Raw genomic sequence first — 16,805 nt, forward strand, 5'->3', positions numbered from 1 at the left:
GCGTGGCCGCTGTAACAAGCTCACGAGACTGCCTGTCCCGCAAGCGCCCGCCGCTTCCCCGCCATGGAGAACGACCATCTCGGCCCTTTCTTACGACAATCCCTATGTCAGCGTGCGCACCCCGATCATGGCACGCAACATGGTCTCGACCTCGCAGCCTCTGGCGGCGCAAGCGGGTCTCCGCATGCTGCTTGCCGACGGAAACGCGATCGATGCAGCACTTGCGGCGGCAATCACTTTGACGGTGGTCGAACCGACCGGCAACGGGCTTGGCTCCGACGCTTTTGCCATCGTCTGGGACGGGAACGAGCTCCATGGCCTCAACGCGTCCGGGCGTTCGCCACGCGCCTGGTCGTCGGAACGCTTCCGCGGTCTTTCCGAAATGCCGCAGCAAGGATGGGAGAGCGTCACCGTCCCGGGGGCCGTCTCGGGCTGGGTCGCTCTGTCGGAACGTTTCGGCGCCCTTCCCTTCGCGACCTTATTCGAGCCCGCGATCGCCTATGCCGAAGAGGGATTTGCGGTTTCACCTTCGATTGCGCTGCAATGGTCACGAGGCGCCGACAGATTGCGCCACGAACCTGGCTTCGCGCCCCACTTTCTCATCGAAGGCCGCGTTCCCCGGCCCGGCGAGACCTTTCGCAATCCGCACCTTGCCCGATCCCTCAAAAAGATCGCCGACAGTCGTGGCGAGGATTTCTATCGCGGCGAGCTCGCCCGCAAAATCGCGGATTTCGCCCGGCAACATGATGCTGTTCTCGACGAAGAGGATCTCGCGGCCCATGCCTGCGATTGGTGCGGGACAATCAGCCAGCGGTTTCGCGGGACCGAACTCCACGAGATTCCGCCGAACGGACAAGGCATCGCCGCACTGATCGCGCTCGGCATTCTGGACAGGCTCGATCTTGAAAGCCTCGATCCCGACGGCGCCGAGGCCCTTCATCTTGAAATCGAGGCAATGAAGCTGGCGCTCGCCGACGCGCATCGTTTCGTCGCGGACCCGGCCAACATGGAGATCTCGCCCGACGCTCTTCTCGACGATGATTACCTTGCTTCACGCGCCGCGCTGGTCGACCGCAATCACGCGTCAGACGCCACCGCCGGCGCACCGAGGCGCGGCGGAACGGTCTATGTCACGGCCGCAGATGCCGCCGGCCGCATGGTTTCCTTCATTCAGTCGAATTATGCGGGTTTCGGTTCCGGCATAGTGGTGCCCGAAACCGGCATCCACCTGCAGAACCGGGGCTCCGGTTTCGTGCTCGCGCAAGGCCACCCAAACGAGGTCGCAGGCGGCAAGCGCCCCTTCCATACGATCATTCCGGGCTTTCTCATGGGGGACGGCATCCCCCTAATGAGCTTCGGCGTCATGGGCGGCGCGATGCAGGCGCAGGGTCACGTGCAGATGGTCCTGCGGACGCAGCTTTGGCGGCAGAACCCGCAAGCGGCGAGCGACGCGCCGCGCTGGCGCTTTATCGCCGGGCGCCGCGTTGCCCTCGAAACGGGCATCGACGCTGATGTCGCGGCAGAGTTGGCACGGATGGGCCATCAGATCGAGCGCGTCGCACCAGACATGGATTTCAGCTTCGGCGGCGCGCAGATCATTCATCGCCTCGCCGACGGCTATATTGCCGGCAGCGACCACCGCAAGGACGGTCAGGCGGTGGGCTTTTAGGCACGCGCCGCAGCCATCGCCTCGGGGAGAAGGCTGCGGCGCCAGGTCTGCCGGGTCAGCCCACGAGGCTTGCCTCGAGTGTCACCTCGGCATTCAAGAGCTTGGAGACCGGGCAGCCTTCTTTGGCCTTGCCGGCGATCTCCTGGAATTTCGCTTCGTCGATGCCGGGCACTTTGGCTTTCAGCGTCAGGCGGCTGGAGGTGATGGTGAACCCCTCACCCTGCTGCTCGATGGTCACGGCCGCGGAGGTGTCGAGCTCTTCCGGCGCCATCCCTTCCTGGGTCAACATCAGCGAAAGTGCCATCGAAAAGCAGGCGGCATGTGCGGCTGCGATGAGCTCCTCGGGGTTGCTGCCCTTGCCGCTCTCAAAACGGCTCGCAAAGCCGTACGGATGCGCGTCGAGCGCTCCGGTCTCCGTGGAGATCGTGCCGCTTCCGTCCTTGATACCGCCCTTCCAGACAGCTGATCCGTGTTTGGTGATCGCCATTGTCGGTTGCTCCTTTGCCTGGGCTCCGCCGCCTTATCGAGCACCGCGGAGCCGGTTGCTTCGACACGATAGATGGGCCAGCGTGACCACTTGCAAAGGCGTGGATGGCGGCATGGCCTGCGCGACGCCTGTCGGAGGCGATGCCTAGGACGCGATAGAGAGCGCTTGCGGCTGTCGAAGACGATCTGAAGCGACAAGCATCGCAAGCCCCGGATATCGATCGACGTCGCCCTCGATCGCCTCGATCTCGAAGCGGGCGAAAAGCGATTCCGGCAGCCAGTCTTCGCCCCGCGCTTTCCGGATCGCCGTCGGATGCTGCCCGTCACGATAGGCGAAGGCACCCATCGCATCCATGTTTTCCCAGATGCTGAAAGTCGCGAGCTGCAACAAGGGATGGGAGCCGAAACCGACATGCCAGAGGCACCCTGCAGCCTCGCTGAGCGAGCGGTCGACCTCCGGCACCTGTCGCCAGAAGGACCGGACCCGCTTCGCAGCGACGCTCGCCAGGGTCAGAACCGCAAAAGGATGCCCGCCGACGTCATGTCCCGAATAATCGAAGAGTGGCTCACCGTCCCAGCTGCCATGGCCGCGCGCCGGACGGACGGTGAAATGAAGCTGCTCGATGCTTGGCCCCGCGACGCTGCGGTAAAGCCTGGTTTGGCGCAGCCCCGCCAAATCCTCCTGCCGCTCCGGAACGCCCATGAGACAGTAGCGCGTGAAGTCCGGGAGAATGGAGAAGCCGCTGCCGCTTCCACAACCCAGCAGGCGCAATTGACCGGAACGCTGCGTCGGGCGGTCGATCACCCCCGGAAATCCCATGCGCAGAAAAGCGCCCCACGCCTGCCTGCGCGGGTAGCGGAAGAAGCTGAGAGTGACGAGTTTCGCAGGCACCATGGACGATCTCAGGTCGCAGCAATCGAAGAAAACGTTCAAGGATTGAGGAACGATCCCCCGGCTCGGATCGACGATGCTTTGCGGCGACGGCTTGGCGCGCCGCCGGAATCTGGGTGCCCGTGAGCCCGCTCGCGCGACCATAGCCTCACTTGCGATTTTCGGTGATGATCTCTTCCAACCTTTGTCGCGCCCGCCTGGGCAGGTCGTCTGGAAGCACAAGTTCTCCAGGGTCGGCCTCTTCTCCGACGGCGATCATCATCACCATGCCCATGGCATAGTGGGGGCTGCATTTGAGGCCATAGATGCCCGGCGTCTCGGCCACCACATCCGCCGTTTCGCCGAGAGGCGTCTTGATTTCCTCCGCGCCTTCGGGCGCCAGTCCGGCGATGGTCCGGGCGTTGTGACCCGGTGTCGTCGCAAGGAAACGGATCGTGTCGCCCGGCGCCACACGCAGGAAATCCGGCTCATAGATCATCGCGCCCTTCTCTCCCCGGTTCAGCATCTTCACCTCGAAGGTCTCGGCATGCGCGAAGCTGCTCACAAGCACTAGCGCCAGAACCAGAAACCCTTTCATGATCAAACTCCTACAGGATTATTTTCTTGTGATAGCGCAAAGCGCAGGATGGGCTCGCCGTTCGCCGGGTCGCCGATTGAGCGCGAGCAGACGTCGAAAACCCGTTCGATCCGAGTGGCGGTCAGAATGTCTTTCGGGGTGCCGACCGCCTCCAATTGGCCTTTCGCCATCAACCCCAGCCGGTCGCACACCATCGCCTGATTGAGATCGTGCAGAGCGACGACCACCGTGATCGGCAGGCGCCGGACGAGCGCGAGAATCGAAAGCTGGTGGTGGATATCGAGATGGTTCGTGGGTTCATCCAGGATCAGGATGTCGGCCTTTTGGGCCAGAGCGCGGGCAATATGGGCGCGCTGACGTTCGCCACCTGAAAGCGTCTGCCACCGACGCTCGGCGAGATGCGCGATGCCGGTTTCGGCGAGAGCCTTCTCCACGATTTCGTCGTCGTCCGCGCTAAAGGGAGTGAGAGGTCCGAGCCATGGCGTGCGCCCGAGCTCGACCGTCTCGCGGACGGTAAGCCGGTCGGAGGTATCGAGTTGTTGGGCGACGATAGCGATCCGCCGTGCGACCTCGCACCGCGTGATTTTTTGAATATCGACATCACCGACCATCACCTGGCCGCGGGATGGTTTCCGCAATCCCGAGAGCAGCAGCAACAATGTCGACTTGCCGGAGCCGTTTGGTCCGACAAGACCGAAAAACTCGCCGGGCTCGATCGTCAGATCGATGTCCGACACGATCGGAGTGCGGCCGGCGGACCAGCCGAGAGCATGCGCCGTCAGCGTCATCGCGCCCCTCCGCGACCGCGCACCAGGATCAGCGCGAATGCCGGCGCACCGACGAGCGCCGTCACGACACCGATCGGCAGAACCTGGCCCGGAATGATGATTCGCGACACGATGTCGGCGAAGATGAGAAAAACGGCGCCGGTGATCGCCGTCATCGGGATGAGCCGGCCATGGCGCGGACCGACCAGAAGCCTTGCCGCATGCGGGACAACCAGTCCGACGAAGCCGATTGCACCCACGATGCTGACCATAACGGCCGTCACCAGAGCGGCCGCCCCGATCAGGATCGCCTGTGTCTTCAATACGTTGATGCCCAGAGAGGCAGCCGCATCCGATCCGAAGGCGAACGCATCGAGCGCCCGCGCATGGACCGTAATGATGACAAACACCAGGAGCGCGACGGGTGCGGCGAGCCATACATCAGGCCAGCGCACACCGGACAGATTTCCGAGCAGCCAGAAGATGATGCCGCGCGCCTGTTCGGCATTGGCCGAGTGCGCGATGATCAGCGACGTGAGCGCATTGAAAAGCTGGGCCCCGGCCACGCCGGCAAGGATCACTTGACCGGTCGATGTTCCCGCAAAGCCACCGGCGGCCCGCGCCAGAGCGATGACGAGCGCGAACGCCACGAGGGCGCCGACGAAAGCGCCGGCCGAGAGCGACACGAGACCACCGCCGATGCCGGCGATGGTGACAGCCACGGCTCCGGTCGATGCACCGGCAGAGATCCCTAAAATGTAAGGGTCAGCGAGCACATTGCGCAGCAGCGTCTGAAGCACCAGCCCCGAGACGGCCAGGCCTGCGCCACAGGAGGCCGCGACGATTGCCCGGCTGAAGCGGTAATTCCAGACGATGCCCTGATCGATCGGATCGACAGGATAGCTTCCCCCGAACACCTTCATGGCAAGCACCTGCCCGACCGTTTCCAGCGGGATTCGCGTCTCTCCGATCGCGGCCCCGAGGATCAGAGCGGCCCCCAGAATTGCGAGTTTCGACGACAACGATGTCAGAAGACCCGGCCAGCGGCCGGGTCGTTGAGTGGCCATAATCGGGCTCTGCTATTTCAGCTTGGGAAGTTCATCGGCGAGCATCTCGAGTGCCGAGATGTTGCGGATGGAGGGATCCATGGAATGGGCGTCCATAACGAGAATCCGCCCCGCCTTGACGGCTTCCATTTCCTTGGCGACCGGATCCGTCTTGAGGAATTCGAGCTTCTTTTCGACGTCGTCGGCAGGAAAGCGGCGGCGGGTCATCTTGGCGACGACGATGATGTCGGGATTGGCCTTGGCGATCGTCTCCCAGCCAACGGTCGGCCATTCCTCGTCGCTTTCCACGACGTTGCGGACGCCGAGCTTTTCCATCATCCAGCCCGGAACGCCCTTGCGCCCGGCGACGTAGGGATCGACGTCCATTTCGGCAGACGAAAACCAGAAGACCGCGGAAACGTCGCCCGCCTTCGCTTCTTTCGCTTTCTCCACCGCAGCGGCTTCGCGCTCCGAAAGATCGCTGATGAGCGCCTCACCCTCCGCCTTGACGTCGTGGATCTCCGCAAGTTCGCGGATCGCACGATACAGGGCGTCGGTGCTGTACATCTCGAGCCTGGTGCCATCGACGCCAGCGGAATTGTCTTTCACGCAATCGGTCGGAAGGATGTAGGTCGGGATGCCGACGTCATGGAACTGCTCGCGGGTCCCGACGATGCCCTGCGGTCCGATATGCCACTCATAGGAAACCGCAACGAGGCCCGGCTTCTTGGCGACGACGCTTTCAAAGCTCGGATCGTTGTCGGCGAGCCGCTCGATGCCGCTGTTGAGTTCGGCAAACTCCGGCAACACATCGCTGAACCAGACTGAGGTCCCGACGACCTTGTCGCCGAGGCCGAGCGAGTAGAGAATCTCAGTCGCAGACTGGCCGACCGTGACATCGCGCTCAGGCGCGGCCTCGAACGTGATGGTTTGTCCGCAATTGTCGATGCTCAGCGGGTAGCTGGTTTCGTTCGCATGCGCGGCGTCGATGAGCGAAAGACTGGCCAGTGCTGCAAGGCCGATCGCGACGTTTCGGTGCATTGTGTCTGCTATCCTGGTTCCGAGAGAGAACCGCGGGGGCAGGCGGAATGGATTGCCCGAAAAGAGACTCGCGCATTGTCGTCGACGACAAGATTGTCATCTCGATCCTTCCCCCGACATCCCCGCCGGGTCTGGTTGCATGATGATGGCAGGTCTCTTGACTTGCGGGTCTCTGCTTCCCCGAGCCTTCCCAGGCGCTAGACGGTGTCCGTCGCACGCCCAGTGGCATTGTTCGGGGTCGCTCTCCGCTCACAATTGCGGGGGCAGTCACGGATTTGGCGCCTACTGGCTACACCGCACCGTATTCCCTTTTCACCCAGCGAAGTCTTCGTTTCGCTGGAAACCATCGACTGAGATAAAGGCTGGATGGTGTCGGAGTGTCAAGCCGGATGCGCGCCACATTCTGTCCCGGTTGCGCAGGCTCAAACAAGCAAGCGCGCCACGCCCGCGATCTTTCAGACACGCATACGTCGGACTTCGGTCATGTGGAGCCAGACGCACCGCGTTCGCGGCCCCGTCCGATTCGCTTATGCTTGGCTGAGCAGCCTGCGAAGCTCGATTTTGAGCACCTTGCCGTAATTGTTCTTCGGAAGCTCATTCAGAAAGACGTAGTCCTTCGGGCGCTTGAAGCGGGCGATTTCCTCGCGGCAGAGCGCATCGAGTTCTTCGACATTCGGCGCGTTCTCCGGTGCGACGACGAACGCGACGACGTCCTCACCCCATTCGGGGCTCGGCCGGCCGACGACAGACACCTCCTGAACGGCGGGATGCCGCAAGAGCACCTCTTCGACCTCGCGCGGATAGATGTTGGTGCCGCCGGAGATGATGACGTCTTTGGAGCGATCCATCAGCGTCAGGAAACCGTCCTCGTCCATCGCACCGACATCACCGGTCCAGAGCCAGCCGTCGCGCAGAGATTCCGCGCTCGCCTTCTCGTTTTGCCAGTAGCCGGCCATGACGCTCGGACCGCGAACCAAAATCTCGCCGCTCTCGCCCGGGGCGAGCGTATGACCGTCGCCGTCCGCCACCCGCACATCGACGCAGGATTGCGCGGTGCCGACGGAGCCGAGGCGTTCCTTCCAGCGCGGGTGGGTCCTGTCGGCCACGAGATCGCGAGAGAGAGCCGTGATCGTCATCGGGCTTTCGCCCTGGCCGTAGATCTGCACGAAGCGCGGCCCGAAGAGCGAAACCGCCTCTTCGATATCGGCGACATACATCGGCCCGCCTCCATAGACGATGGTCCGGATCCCCTCGCCGTCATAGCCGGTCGTCTTCGCGTGCTGGACGAGGCGGCGGACCATGGTCGGCGCGGCGAAGAAGGACAGACCGCCGAGCGAGCGGGCAAGCGAAACGATCTCCGCCGCATCAAATCCACCTGATTTTGGAACGACATGGCGGGCACCGCGGAGAACGTGCATGAAGTTGTAGAGCCCCGCCCCATGCGACATCGGCGCGGCATAGAGCGCGGCATCCTCGGTGTGCACCTCGTCGACATCGACAAAATAGGCAAAGCTCATCGCCTGCAGATTGGCGACCGAGAGCATGACGCCTTTCGGATTGCCGGTCGTTCCGGAGGTGTAGAAAAGCCAGGCGAGCACATCCGACGACATCGCATGTGGCGCGGCAAGCGGTTCGGCGGCAAGAAGCTCCTGGTACGCCTTGCCCGGCGCGGTGATCAGACGCACGCCCTCATCGAGCCGCTGCGCCAGCACCTCGTCTCCCTCGGAGATGAAGACGAGACCCGCTCCTGAATCCTTGACGATGTAGGCCGCCTCGCGCGGATGGAGCTTGTGGTTGATCGGCACGGCGGCCGCGCCGACCCACCAGATCCCATACATGATCTCCAGATACTCGGTCGAATTGGCCATGAAGATCGCGACCCGGTCTCCCGGTGAAACGCCATGCACCTCTTTGAGCGCGCGCCCGAGCCGTGCGGCCCGTTCGGCAAACTCTCCGTAGGTCGCCACAAGTTCATCACCACGCAAAAGCGCCGGTGCTTCGGGCATGCGCCGCGCCGTGCGAAGAAGCCAGTCCGCGAGGTTCATGGGTCAGACCTCCAAAGGCTCGAGGATCGAAACGTAGCTTGCGACGGCGCCTCCGCCCATGTTGAAGCAGAGGCCGAGTGTCGGATCGGCGAGCTGCATGTCCGCCGCTTCCCCAGTGAGCTGACGGGCGGCCATGACGTGCATGGAAACGCCCGTCGCGCCAACGGGATGGCCCTTGGCCTTCAGGCCGCCGGAACGGTTGATCGGCAGCCTGCCGTCCTTGTGCGTGACGCCGTCCGCAACAAGGGCACCCGCCTCGCCGGGGCGAGCCACCCCCATCGCCTCCATCGTCATCAGCTCGGCTATGGTGAAACAGTCATGCACCTCCGCGAAGGAGATGTCGTCGACGGAGACACCGGCGGCAGCATAAGCCTGCCGAAACGCTTCGGCCGGCCCTTCGAGCCGCGTCAGATCTTTGGCTGACAGCGGCAGATAGTCGTTCACCTGCACGCGGGCGCGGAAGCCGACGGCCTTCTTGAACTCGCCGGCGCGGTCGGCACGGCAGACGACGATCGCCGCCGCCCCGTCGGAGACGAGCGAGCAATCCGTCTTCTTCAGCGGCTCCGCGATCATCGGGTTCTTTTCGGAAACCTCGCTGCAGAAGGCGAAGTCGAGCGGCCTTCTGAGCTGAGCGAGCGGATTGTCGACGGCGTTTGCATGGTTCTTCACGGCAATCCGCGCCATCGCTTCGCTCGGGTCGCCGAAACGCTCGCGATAGGCTCGGGCGAAGCGGGCGAAAATCTCTGGGAAGGAGACGCCCGCCTCCTCCTTCTGGTAGCTCGCCGCGCCGAGGGAGGCCGTCACTTGCGCACCCGGCAGATGGGTCATCTTCTCCGCCCCGACGACGAGAGCGACATCGATCCGCCCGGCCTCGATCGCGTCGATTGCCGCATAAATCGCGGCCGATCCCGAGGCGCAGGCATTTTCGAGCCGCGTCGCGGGCTTGAAGCGCATGCCCTCGCCCGCCCCGAGCACCATGGAGGATGCAAAGCCGTCCGCCACCATGCCGGCGTTGAAATGGCCGAGATAGGTCGCGTCGACGTCCTCGCCGCCGATGCCCGCATCAGCGAGTGCCTCCGAGGCCGCAGCCCGGACGAGCCCTTCGAAGGACAGCTCGGATTTTCCGAAAGGCGTGTGGCCCCAGCCGACGATCGCAACATTCATTGTCATGCCCTCATTCGAGACGTCTGTTCGGCAAAGATGCCGGCTCTCAATCGGTCGCGAGCGCCGCGGCGGCACCGGCCCTCAGAAACCCCTGGTCGGTCTTGACAAGGAAGAAGCTCGCACCCGCCTCCTCCCAGTCCGGAATCTCTTTGGCGCTGCCGACAAACATGCCCGTGCGCGCCCCATCCGCGCTAGCGACCGCAACGATCCCCCGGCAGAGCGCGCGAAGCTCATCCGAGCCCGCCTCCAGACCAGAGGCGACGCCGAGATCGACCGGGCCGACGAAGAGACCGTCGACGCCAGGAACGGCAGCAATCTCGGCGGCTGCAGCAGCGCCGTCCGGATCCTCGATCTGGCAGATGAGCACGCTCTCCCTGGTCGAAAGCTCAAAATGTTCGGCGACGCTGCGCTGCCCATAGCCGGCCGCTGGCGTCGACGGCGAGAAGCCGCGTCCGTCCTGCCCGAAACGCATCGCGGCCGCGATCGCCGTCGCTTGCTTCGGCGAGTGCACATGCGGCGCCATCACGCCGGCAGCGCCGCAATCGAGCGCGGTCATCGTCCATTCGGGGCTCGCGACCGGCACGCGCACGACCACCGGAATGCGGGCGGCCCGCGCCGCCAGCAGACAGAGGTCGATCGCCTCGCGCCCGAGCGCGGCGTGTTCGGCATCGAGCACCAGGAAGTCGAGCCCGACCGAGCCGAGAATCTCGATCACCGCCGGGCTCGGCGTCTTGACAAACGTGCCGACGAGCCGCTCGCCGGCTTTCAGACGGGTGGCGAAGTCCGCATTGACCGTCATCCCGGCGCTCAGGCTCCGAAGCCGCCGCCGCCGGGCGTCACCATGAAGACCTCGTCATCCGGCTGCATCTCCATCTTGCGCGTGTCGAGAACCGATCTGCCGTTGATCTCGAAGCGGCCGGGCGCACCGTCGCTGCCGCCCTTCAGGCCTTCCGGCGCAGACTTCAGTCGGCTCGGAATGGTGTTGAGGAGCCACGGCGTCTTGGTGCGCATGCGATAGCCGATGCGCTGGCCGTCACCGCCCGGCTGGGCGCCCTTGCCGCCCGTGCCACGTTCCAGTTCCTTGCAGGTGAAGGCGATCGGATAGGAGGCTTCCAGCACCTCGACCGGCACCGCCGCGACGCCCGTCGGATAGCATATGGCCGAGAGACCAGGCTTCGTCGCCCGCGCGCCCATGCCGCCCGAATAATTGAACATGGAGCTGGTGAAGGGCCGCCCGTTCGCATCGCGGCCCTGGATCTGCACGGTCCAGACGGCGCCGGAGCCTTCCGCCACCACCCGGTCGGGAGCGACTTCGGAGAGAGCCTTCAGGATCGGGAACGGCACATACATGCCGACGACGTGGCGCGCATTCACCGGCGAGGGATAGCGCGCATTGACGATGCATTCCTCCGGCAGCGCGAGCTTGATCGGCGCCAGGCTGCCGGCGTTGTTCGGCAGGTCCGGATTGAGCGTGGAGCGCACCGCGAAGGTCGCGTAGGCATGCGTATAGGCCGGCACGACGTTGATGCCCGACGATGCGGGCCCCGAAGAGCCGGCAAAATCGATGGTGATCTCGCCCGCCTCGGCGTCGACCGTGACGGCGGTTTTCAACTCGACCGTCTGCCCCCCCGGCACGTCGAAACTCGAAGCGCCGTGATAGGTGCCGCCCGGAAGCTCGCGGATCGCCTCGCGCATCGCCGTCTCGGAACGGGAGATGATTTCTTCCGAGAGGTCGGAGATGTCGTCGAGGCCGTAGCGGTCGCAGAGCGCGTTGAGGCGTTCCGACGCGATCATGCCGCTCGAAACCTGCGCGCCGAGATCGCCGAGAAGTGCGTCCGGCGTGCGGACGTTGCGCTTGATCATCTGGAAGAGCGTCTCGTTCGGCTTGCCGGCCTCGTAGAGCTTCATGACTGGGATCCACAGCCCCTCCTCGTGGATGTCGCGCGCGCCGGAGCCGATGCCGTAGCCGCCGATATCCGTGTGATGGATGGTGGAGCCGGCATAGGCGATGATCCGGTCGCCGCGGAAGATCGGCGACAGCACGGTAATGTCGAAGAAGTGGCCGGCCGACATCCACGGATCGTTGGTGATGAGGACGTCGCCCGGCTTGAGGCTGTCGACGTCGATCTCGCTCAGAAGATTGCGGGCCGCCGCCGCGAGCGAATTGATGTGGCCCGGCGTTCCGGTCACCGCCTGGGCGACCATGCGTGCCTTCTCGTCGAAGAGGCCATTGGCGAGATCGCCCGCCTCGCGCACGATCGGGCTGAAGGCGATGCGCTGGAGCGCGCGCGCCTGCTCGGAAACGATCCCGATGAGATTGCTCCAGAGGATTTGCAGTTCGACACCGTCCATCACTCGCTGTCCTTCTTCTTCTCGGCAACCAGGCTGCCGGTCTCGTGCACGCCGAGGGTCCAGCCCTCGAGGATGAAGATCGTGGTTTCCCGTTCTTCGATGATCGCGGGGCCGACGACTTCGTCTTCCCGAGTGAGCTGGCGGCGCTGATAGATCGGCACGTCGCGGGGCTCGCCATGGAGCCAGACGGTACGGGTCGGGGCGGCCTCGGCGGATGAGCCGGCGCCGGCGGTCGCGGTCTTGCGTTCCGGCTTCAGGCCGCTGCCGGTCACGCGCCAGTTGACGACCTCAATGGCGATGTCGTCGAGCTTGAGGCCATACTGGGCCTCGTATTCCGTCTCGAAAAGGTCGCGGATCGCGCCGGCATCGCGCGCGGCGCGCGGATCACCCGGCAGATCGATCCTGAGCTCGGACTGCTGGCCGAGGTAACGCATGTCGACGGAGAAGGTGAAGTTGAGGTCCTCCTCGCGGATGCCGGCCTCCTTCAGAGCTTCGCGGCTCTCATCGACCATCGCCTGAAGCGTCGCGTCGACCGCCTCCCAGTCGAGCGCGTCGAGGAGAGAGACGAGGCTTTTCACGAGATCGATCTGCGCCGGCGTGACGAGCGTGCCAAAGGCGGAAAGCACACTCGCGAGCGGCGGGTAGATGATCTTCTCGCCGTCGACGAGCTCGGCGACCATGCAGGCATGGACCGGACCGGCGCCGCCGAAAGCGAGAAGCGGCAGGCCGCGATAATCGATGCCACGATCGGTGGCGTGCGTGCGGGTCGCCGCCGCCATCTGCTCGCAGACGACTTCGAAGACACCCCAAGCCGCCTTCTCGGCGGAGAGGCCGAGCTTCTCGCCGAGCGCGCCGAGCGCCTTGCGGGCGCCGGCAGCATCGAGCTTCATATCGCCCCCGAGGAAGCGATCCGGATCGATGATGCCGAGGACGACGTCGGCGTCGGTGACGCAGGGATTCTCGCCGCCGCGGCCGTAGCAGACCGGGCCCGGAATGGAACCGGCGCTTTCGGGTCCCGTCTTGAGAAGACCGAGCGCATCGATGGAGGCGATCGAGCCGCCGCCGGCGCCGATCTCGATCATGTCGATCGACGGCACCGTGATCGGCATGCCGGAGCCTGGCTTGAAGCGGTAGCGCCGATCGACCTCGAAGGTCCCGGTGACGAGCGGCTCGTGGCCCTGGATGAGGCAGGCCTTCGCCGTCGTACCGCCCATGTCGAAGGAGATGAGGTCGGGGATACCGAAAAGGCGCGAGAAGTAGCAGGCGACGAGCGCGCCGGCAGCCGGGCCGGACTCGATCATCCGTACGGGGAAGCGCCCTGCCCGCTCGGCCCCGATGACACCCCCGTTCGACAGCATGATCAGCGGCTGCTGGGAGAAGCCGCGCGTGTCGAGCTCCTCGATGAGCGCGGTCAGATAAGGACGCGTGATCGGCACCGTGTAGGCATTGATGGCAACTGTCGAGGCGCGCAGATATTCGCGCATCTGCGGGGCGATCTCGCTGGACACCGAAACGTAGATCTCCGGCGCCTCTGCGGCGAAGACCTTTCGCACCGCCTCTTCGTTCTCGCCGTTGCGGTAGGCATTGAGGAGGCAGACGGCGACGGAAACGATGCCCGCCTTGCGGCATTCGGCGATGATCTTGCGAACCTCATCCGCATCGACCGCCTTCTCCACCGTACCGTCGGCGAAGATGCGCTCGTTGAGCGTGAAGGTCCGCTCCGACGGGATCAGCGGCTCGGCGAACTCGATCTGCGGATCGTACATGTCGTAGCGGTGCTCTTCGCGGATATAGAGGATGTCGCGAAAGCCCTCGGTGAGAACGAGACCGACCGGCGGCCCCTTGCGCTCGATCAGCGCGTTGGTGACGACGGTCGTGGCATGCACCACGACGTCGTCGATGTCCTTCGGGCCGACACCGGCGCGGCCGCAAACGAGGTCCACGCCTCGAAAGAACCCTTCCAGAAGATCTCCATGCGTCGTCAGCGTCTTATCGACGAAGCTTCGTCCGTCGGAGGCAAGCAGGACCGCATCGGTGAACGTGCCGCCGATGTCGATCGCCAGCGAAAATCGCGTCATCCAAAATACTCCGTGCAACCGAGATTGATGGAGATCGAGCGGGCGGCTTCGCGCACGGCGTCGATCTGTGAAGGGTCGGGATCCGGCAGGATCGTTTGAACCGAACCGACGATGTTGAGAGAGCCGATCATGGCGTTGGAGACGTCGCAGATCGGCGCCGACACCGCGTTGACGCCAGGCAGAGATTCACCGGGTGCTGCCGCCCAGCCGCGCCGGCGGACCTCGGCGACCTCCGCCTCGAGGCGTGTGATGTCGGTGTTGGTTTCTTCCGTCAGGCGGGCAAGCGGACGCGCGCGCACCTGCGCCCAAAGTTCCGGCTTGCCGAAGGCGAGCGCCAGCTTGCCTTGAGCAGACGCGTGAAAATCCATGAGCGCACCCGGCTTCGTCACGATCTGCACCGGCGTCTCTACGCGCACGATGTCGATGACGCGCATGCCGTCGTCTTCGAGCAGCGAAAGCGTGGTCGTCAGATGCAGGGAATCGCGCAGGCGGATCATCACCGGCCGCGCCACGGTCAGAAGCTGGGTGCCGTCGGCGATCGCCTGACCGAGATGGAAGAGCTTCAGCGTCAGCCGATATCTCTCCGTCTCCGGGTCCTGGTCGACATAGCCAATGCTCATCAGCGTCTGCAGGAAGCGGTAGATGCGCGGCTTCGGCATTCCGAGCCGGCGGGCGAGATCGGTGAGGCGAATGCCCTCGCCGAGCGGCGCCATCTCCTCGATGATGCGAAAGGCGACCTGGGTCGACTGGTTTGAGGTCTTGTCGAGCTGTTCGCCCATTTCTCAGTCTCCGAACATGGCGGGCAGCATCAGCGAGAGCTGCGGCACGGTGGCGATAAGGGCGAGCACGAAAACGCAGATGCCGATCATGGGAAGGGCCGCACGGCTCACCCTGTCGAGCGGTTCGCGCCCGATGACGCTGACGATGAAGAGGCAGAGCCCGACCGGCGGCGTGATCATGCCGATCATCAGGTTGAAGACGATCATGACGCCGAATTGCACCGGATCGAGCCCGAGCATCGGGGTGATCTGGTTGAGGATCGGCATGGCGAGAACGAGCGCGGCCAGCGGCTCCAGAAAGAAGCCCAGAACGAGCAGGACGACGTTCAAAAGGATGATGAGAAGTGCCGGCGATTCTGTCAGAGATAACATCGCCTGCGCAATGGCTTGTGGGATGTTCTCGATACCGAGGATGAAGGAGGTCATCGAGGCCATGGCGACGACGAGCATGACACCGGCCGACATCGTCGCCGTCTCATAGAAGCATTCCGCAACGCGTCGCGGCGACAGCGTCCGATAAAAGACCATGCCGACGATAAGCGCGTAGACGGCGGCGACGGCGGCCGTCTCGGTCGGGGTAAAGACACCGCTCCTGATGCCGCCGACGATGATGACCGGCAGAAAGAGCGCCGGCAGGGCCCGAGCGATGATGCCGCGGCGTTCATCGGCCGGTACGGGCGTCGGCAGAGGATGTCCCTCGCGTTGCGCCTTGATGAGCGCGTAGCCGACGAGAAGAGCACAGAGCAGAAAGGCGGGCACGATACCGGCCAGGAAGAGGTCGGCGATCGAGGTTCCGGTCAGAACGCCGTAGAGAATGAGCGACAGCGAGGGCGGCACGAGCGGCCCGAGAAGCGAACCGGTTGCCGTCAACGCGGCGGCATAGGCCGGCGGATAGCCATCGCGGCGCATGGCCGGGATCATGACGGAGCCGAGTGCGGCCGCCTCGGCCGTCGCCGCGCCCGAAACGCCTGAGAACATCATCGAGGCGACCACATTCACGGCCGCCAGCCCTCCCCGCACCCGCCCGACGAGAATCTGAGAGAAGCGGACGATCTCCTGCGTCAGGTTCGCCGCATTCATCAGATTACCCGCGAGAATGAAGAACGGGATCGTCAGGAGAACGAAATTGTCGATGCCGGCGAGCATCTTCTGCGGGAAGGCCATGAGCAGCATGACATTGCCGGTCAGCACCAGATAGGCGAGCGATGCGAGCCCCAGAGAGAAGGCGATCGGTACGCCGATGATGAGAAAGAAAAAGAAGGCCGCGAGATAGAGGGTCATTCGGCGACCCCTTCCGGGCCGATCGGACGGAGATCGCCAACGCTGCCGCCGCTCGCCATCAGGCGGACGTAGTGCACGATGTCGACGAGGAGGCGCACGGCCATGAAGGCCATGCCGAGTGGCAGAGAAAAATAGACCCAGAAGACCGTCGGGACGTAGCTCTGCGGCCAGCCGAACGTGTCCTCGAACAGGAAACGCAATGCCGGGATCGGCTGCGAGCCGACCATCTCCGCATAGCGCCACCCGTAATAGACGAGCGCCAGGCACAGGATGGCGGCGGCAAGGTTGCAGAAGATGGCGAGCCCCAGGCCAATCCGCCTCGGCAGAGCATCCCGCAGCAGCGTCATGGCTGCGATCTCGCCCTTCTCATAGGCGAAGATGCCGGCAATCAGCGACACCCAAATCAGGAGATAGCGACAGACCTCCTCCGCCCAGATCAGCGAGGCGCTGAAGCTGTAGCGCATGACGATCTGCAGCGTCATCACGGCGAGGAGAACGCCGATCAGAAGGACGAGCAGCGCCTTCATCACCATCTGGAAAAGCCTGTAGAACGTGCCGATAGCCATGGTTTCTTGAACCGCTTGCTGACGCTTCGAGGGTGAGCTTCCCTGTCCCGCCCGGCGGGTAC

The 16,805-nt window shown here is 64.3% G+C and carries 15 protein-coding genes and 1 riboswitch; of the genes, 1 reads left to right on the forward strand and 14 read right to left on the reverse strand.

The features are described from left to right. The first annotated feature begins 127 nt into the window (after positions 1-127). A complete protein-coding gene (locus L0F51_RS04880) occupies positions 128-1,669 on the forward strand; it encodes a gamma-glutamyltransferase family protein (protein ID WP_234628189.1) in 1,542 nt (513 codons plus the stop codon). Between the two features lie 55 nt (positions 1,670-1,724). Here L0F51_RS04880 and L0F51_RS04885 read toward each other — a convergent pair whose 3' ends face one another. From L0F51_RS04885 to L0F51_RS04950, 14 genes are all read right to left on the reverse strand, one after another. Then, positions 1,725-2,156: an OsmC family protein gene (locus L0F51_RS04885; protein ID WP_234628190.1), complete on the reverse strand. Its 432-nt coding sequence runs from the start codon at positions 2,154-2,156 to the stop codon at positions 1,725-1,727. Positions 2,157-2,300: 144 nt separating this feature from the next. Then, entirely contained in the window at positions 2,301-3,050 is a 750-nt protein-coding gene (locus L0F51_RS04890; RefSeq protein WP_234628191.1) for a hypothetical protein, read from the reverse strand. Between the two features lie 145 nt (positions 3,051-3,195). Next, the gene (locus tag L0F51_RS04895) at positions 3,196-3,624 is read right to left on the reverse strand and encodes a pseudoazurin (protein WP_234628192.1); all 429 of its coding nucleotides are present in this window, start codon (positions 3,622-3,624) and stop codon (positions 3,196-3,198) included. Positions 3,625-3,626: 2 nt separating this feature from the next. Next, positions 3,627-4,412 carry an ABC transporter ATP-binding protein gene (locus L0F51_RS04900; protein WP_234628193.1) on the reverse strand — a complete coding sequence of 262 codons (786 nt, stop codon included), beginning with the start codon at positions 4,410-4,412 and terminating at the stop codon, positions 3,627-3,629. Continuing rightward, entirely contained in the window at positions 4,409-5,458 is a 1,050-nt protein-coding gene (locus L0F51_RS04905) for an iron ABC transporter permease (protein ID WP_234628194.1), read from the reverse strand. Before L0F51_RS04905 ends, L0F51_RS04900 begins: the two co-directional genes overlap by 4 nt. A 12-nt stretch (positions 5,459-5,470) precedes the next feature. Then, a complete protein-coding gene (locus L0F51_RS04910; protein ID WP_234628195.1) occupies positions 5,471-6,478 on the reverse strand; it encodes an ABC transporter substrate-binding protein in 1,008 nt (335 codons plus the stop codon). A gap of 129 nt (positions 6,479-6,607) precedes the next feature. After that, positions 6,608-6,841: riboswitch (cobalamin riboswitch) on the reverse strand. Between the two features lie 164 nt (positions 6,842-7,005). Next, positions 7,006-8,523 carry a class I adenylate-forming enzyme family protein gene (locus L0F51_RS04915; RefSeq protein WP_234628196.1) on the reverse strand — a complete coding sequence of 506 codons (1,518 nt, stop codon included), beginning with the start codon at positions 8,521-8,523 and terminating at the stop codon, positions 7,006-7,008. A 3-nt stretch (positions 8,524-8,526) separates the two neighbouring features. Then, on the reverse strand, positions 8,527-9,687 hold the full coding sequence (locus tag L0F51_RS04920) for a thiolase domain-containing protein (RefSeq protein ID WP_234629335.1): 1,161 nt from the start codon (positions 9,685-9,687) through the stop codon (positions 8,527-8,529). Between the two features lie 46 nt (positions 9,688-9,733). Continuing rightward, positions 9,734-10,486 carry an HpcH/HpaI aldolase/citrate lyase family protein gene (locus tag L0F51_RS04925; protein ID WP_234628197.1) on the reverse strand — a complete coding sequence of 251 codons (753 nt, stop codon included), beginning with the start codon at positions 10,484-10,486 and terminating at the stop codon, positions 9,734-9,736. Positions 10,487-10,494: 8 nt separating this feature from the next. Then, positions 10,495-12,039, reverse strand: a complete 1,545-nt coding sequence (locus L0F51_RS04930; protein ID WP_234628198.1) for a hydantoinase B/oxoprolinase family protein — start codon at positions 12,037-12,039, stop codon at positions 10,495-10,497. Then, positions 12,039-14,117, reverse strand: coding sequence for a hydantoinase/oxoprolinase family protein (locus L0F51_RS04935; RefSeq protein ID WP_234628199.1), 2,079 nt, complete (start codon positions 14,115-14,117; stop codon positions 12,039-12,041). Before L0F51_RS04935 ends, L0F51_RS04930 begins: the two co-directional genes overlap by 1 nt. After that, positions 14,114-14,896, reverse strand: a complete 783-nt coding sequence (locus L0F51_RS04940) for an IclR family transcriptional regulator (RefSeq protein ID WP_234628200.1) — start codon at positions 14,894-14,896, stop codon at positions 14,114-14,116. Before L0F51_RS04940 ends, L0F51_RS04935 begins: the two co-directional genes overlap by 4 nt. Before the next feature lie 3 nt (positions 14,897-14,899). Further along, on the reverse strand, positions 14,900-16,177 hold the full coding sequence (locus L0F51_RS04945) for a TRAP transporter large permease (protein ID WP_128294216.1): 1,278 nt from the start codon (positions 16,175-16,177) through the stop codon (positions 14,900-14,902). Next, complete coding sequence (locus tag L0F51_RS04950) at positions 16,174-16,743, reverse strand: TRAP transporter small permease (RefSeq protein ID WP_234628201.1); 570 nt, start codon at positions 16,741-16,743, stop codon at positions 16,174-16,176. Before L0F51_RS04950 ends, L0F51_RS04945 begins: the two co-directional genes overlap by 4 nt. Positions 16,744-16,805 lie beyond the last annotated feature (62 nt).

The sequence above is a fragment of the Afifella sp. H1R genome, assembly GCF_021462425.1.
GTDB classification, from domain to species: Bacteria; Pseudomonadota; Alphaproteobacteria; order Rhizobiales; family Afifellaceae; genus Afifella; species Afifella aestuarii.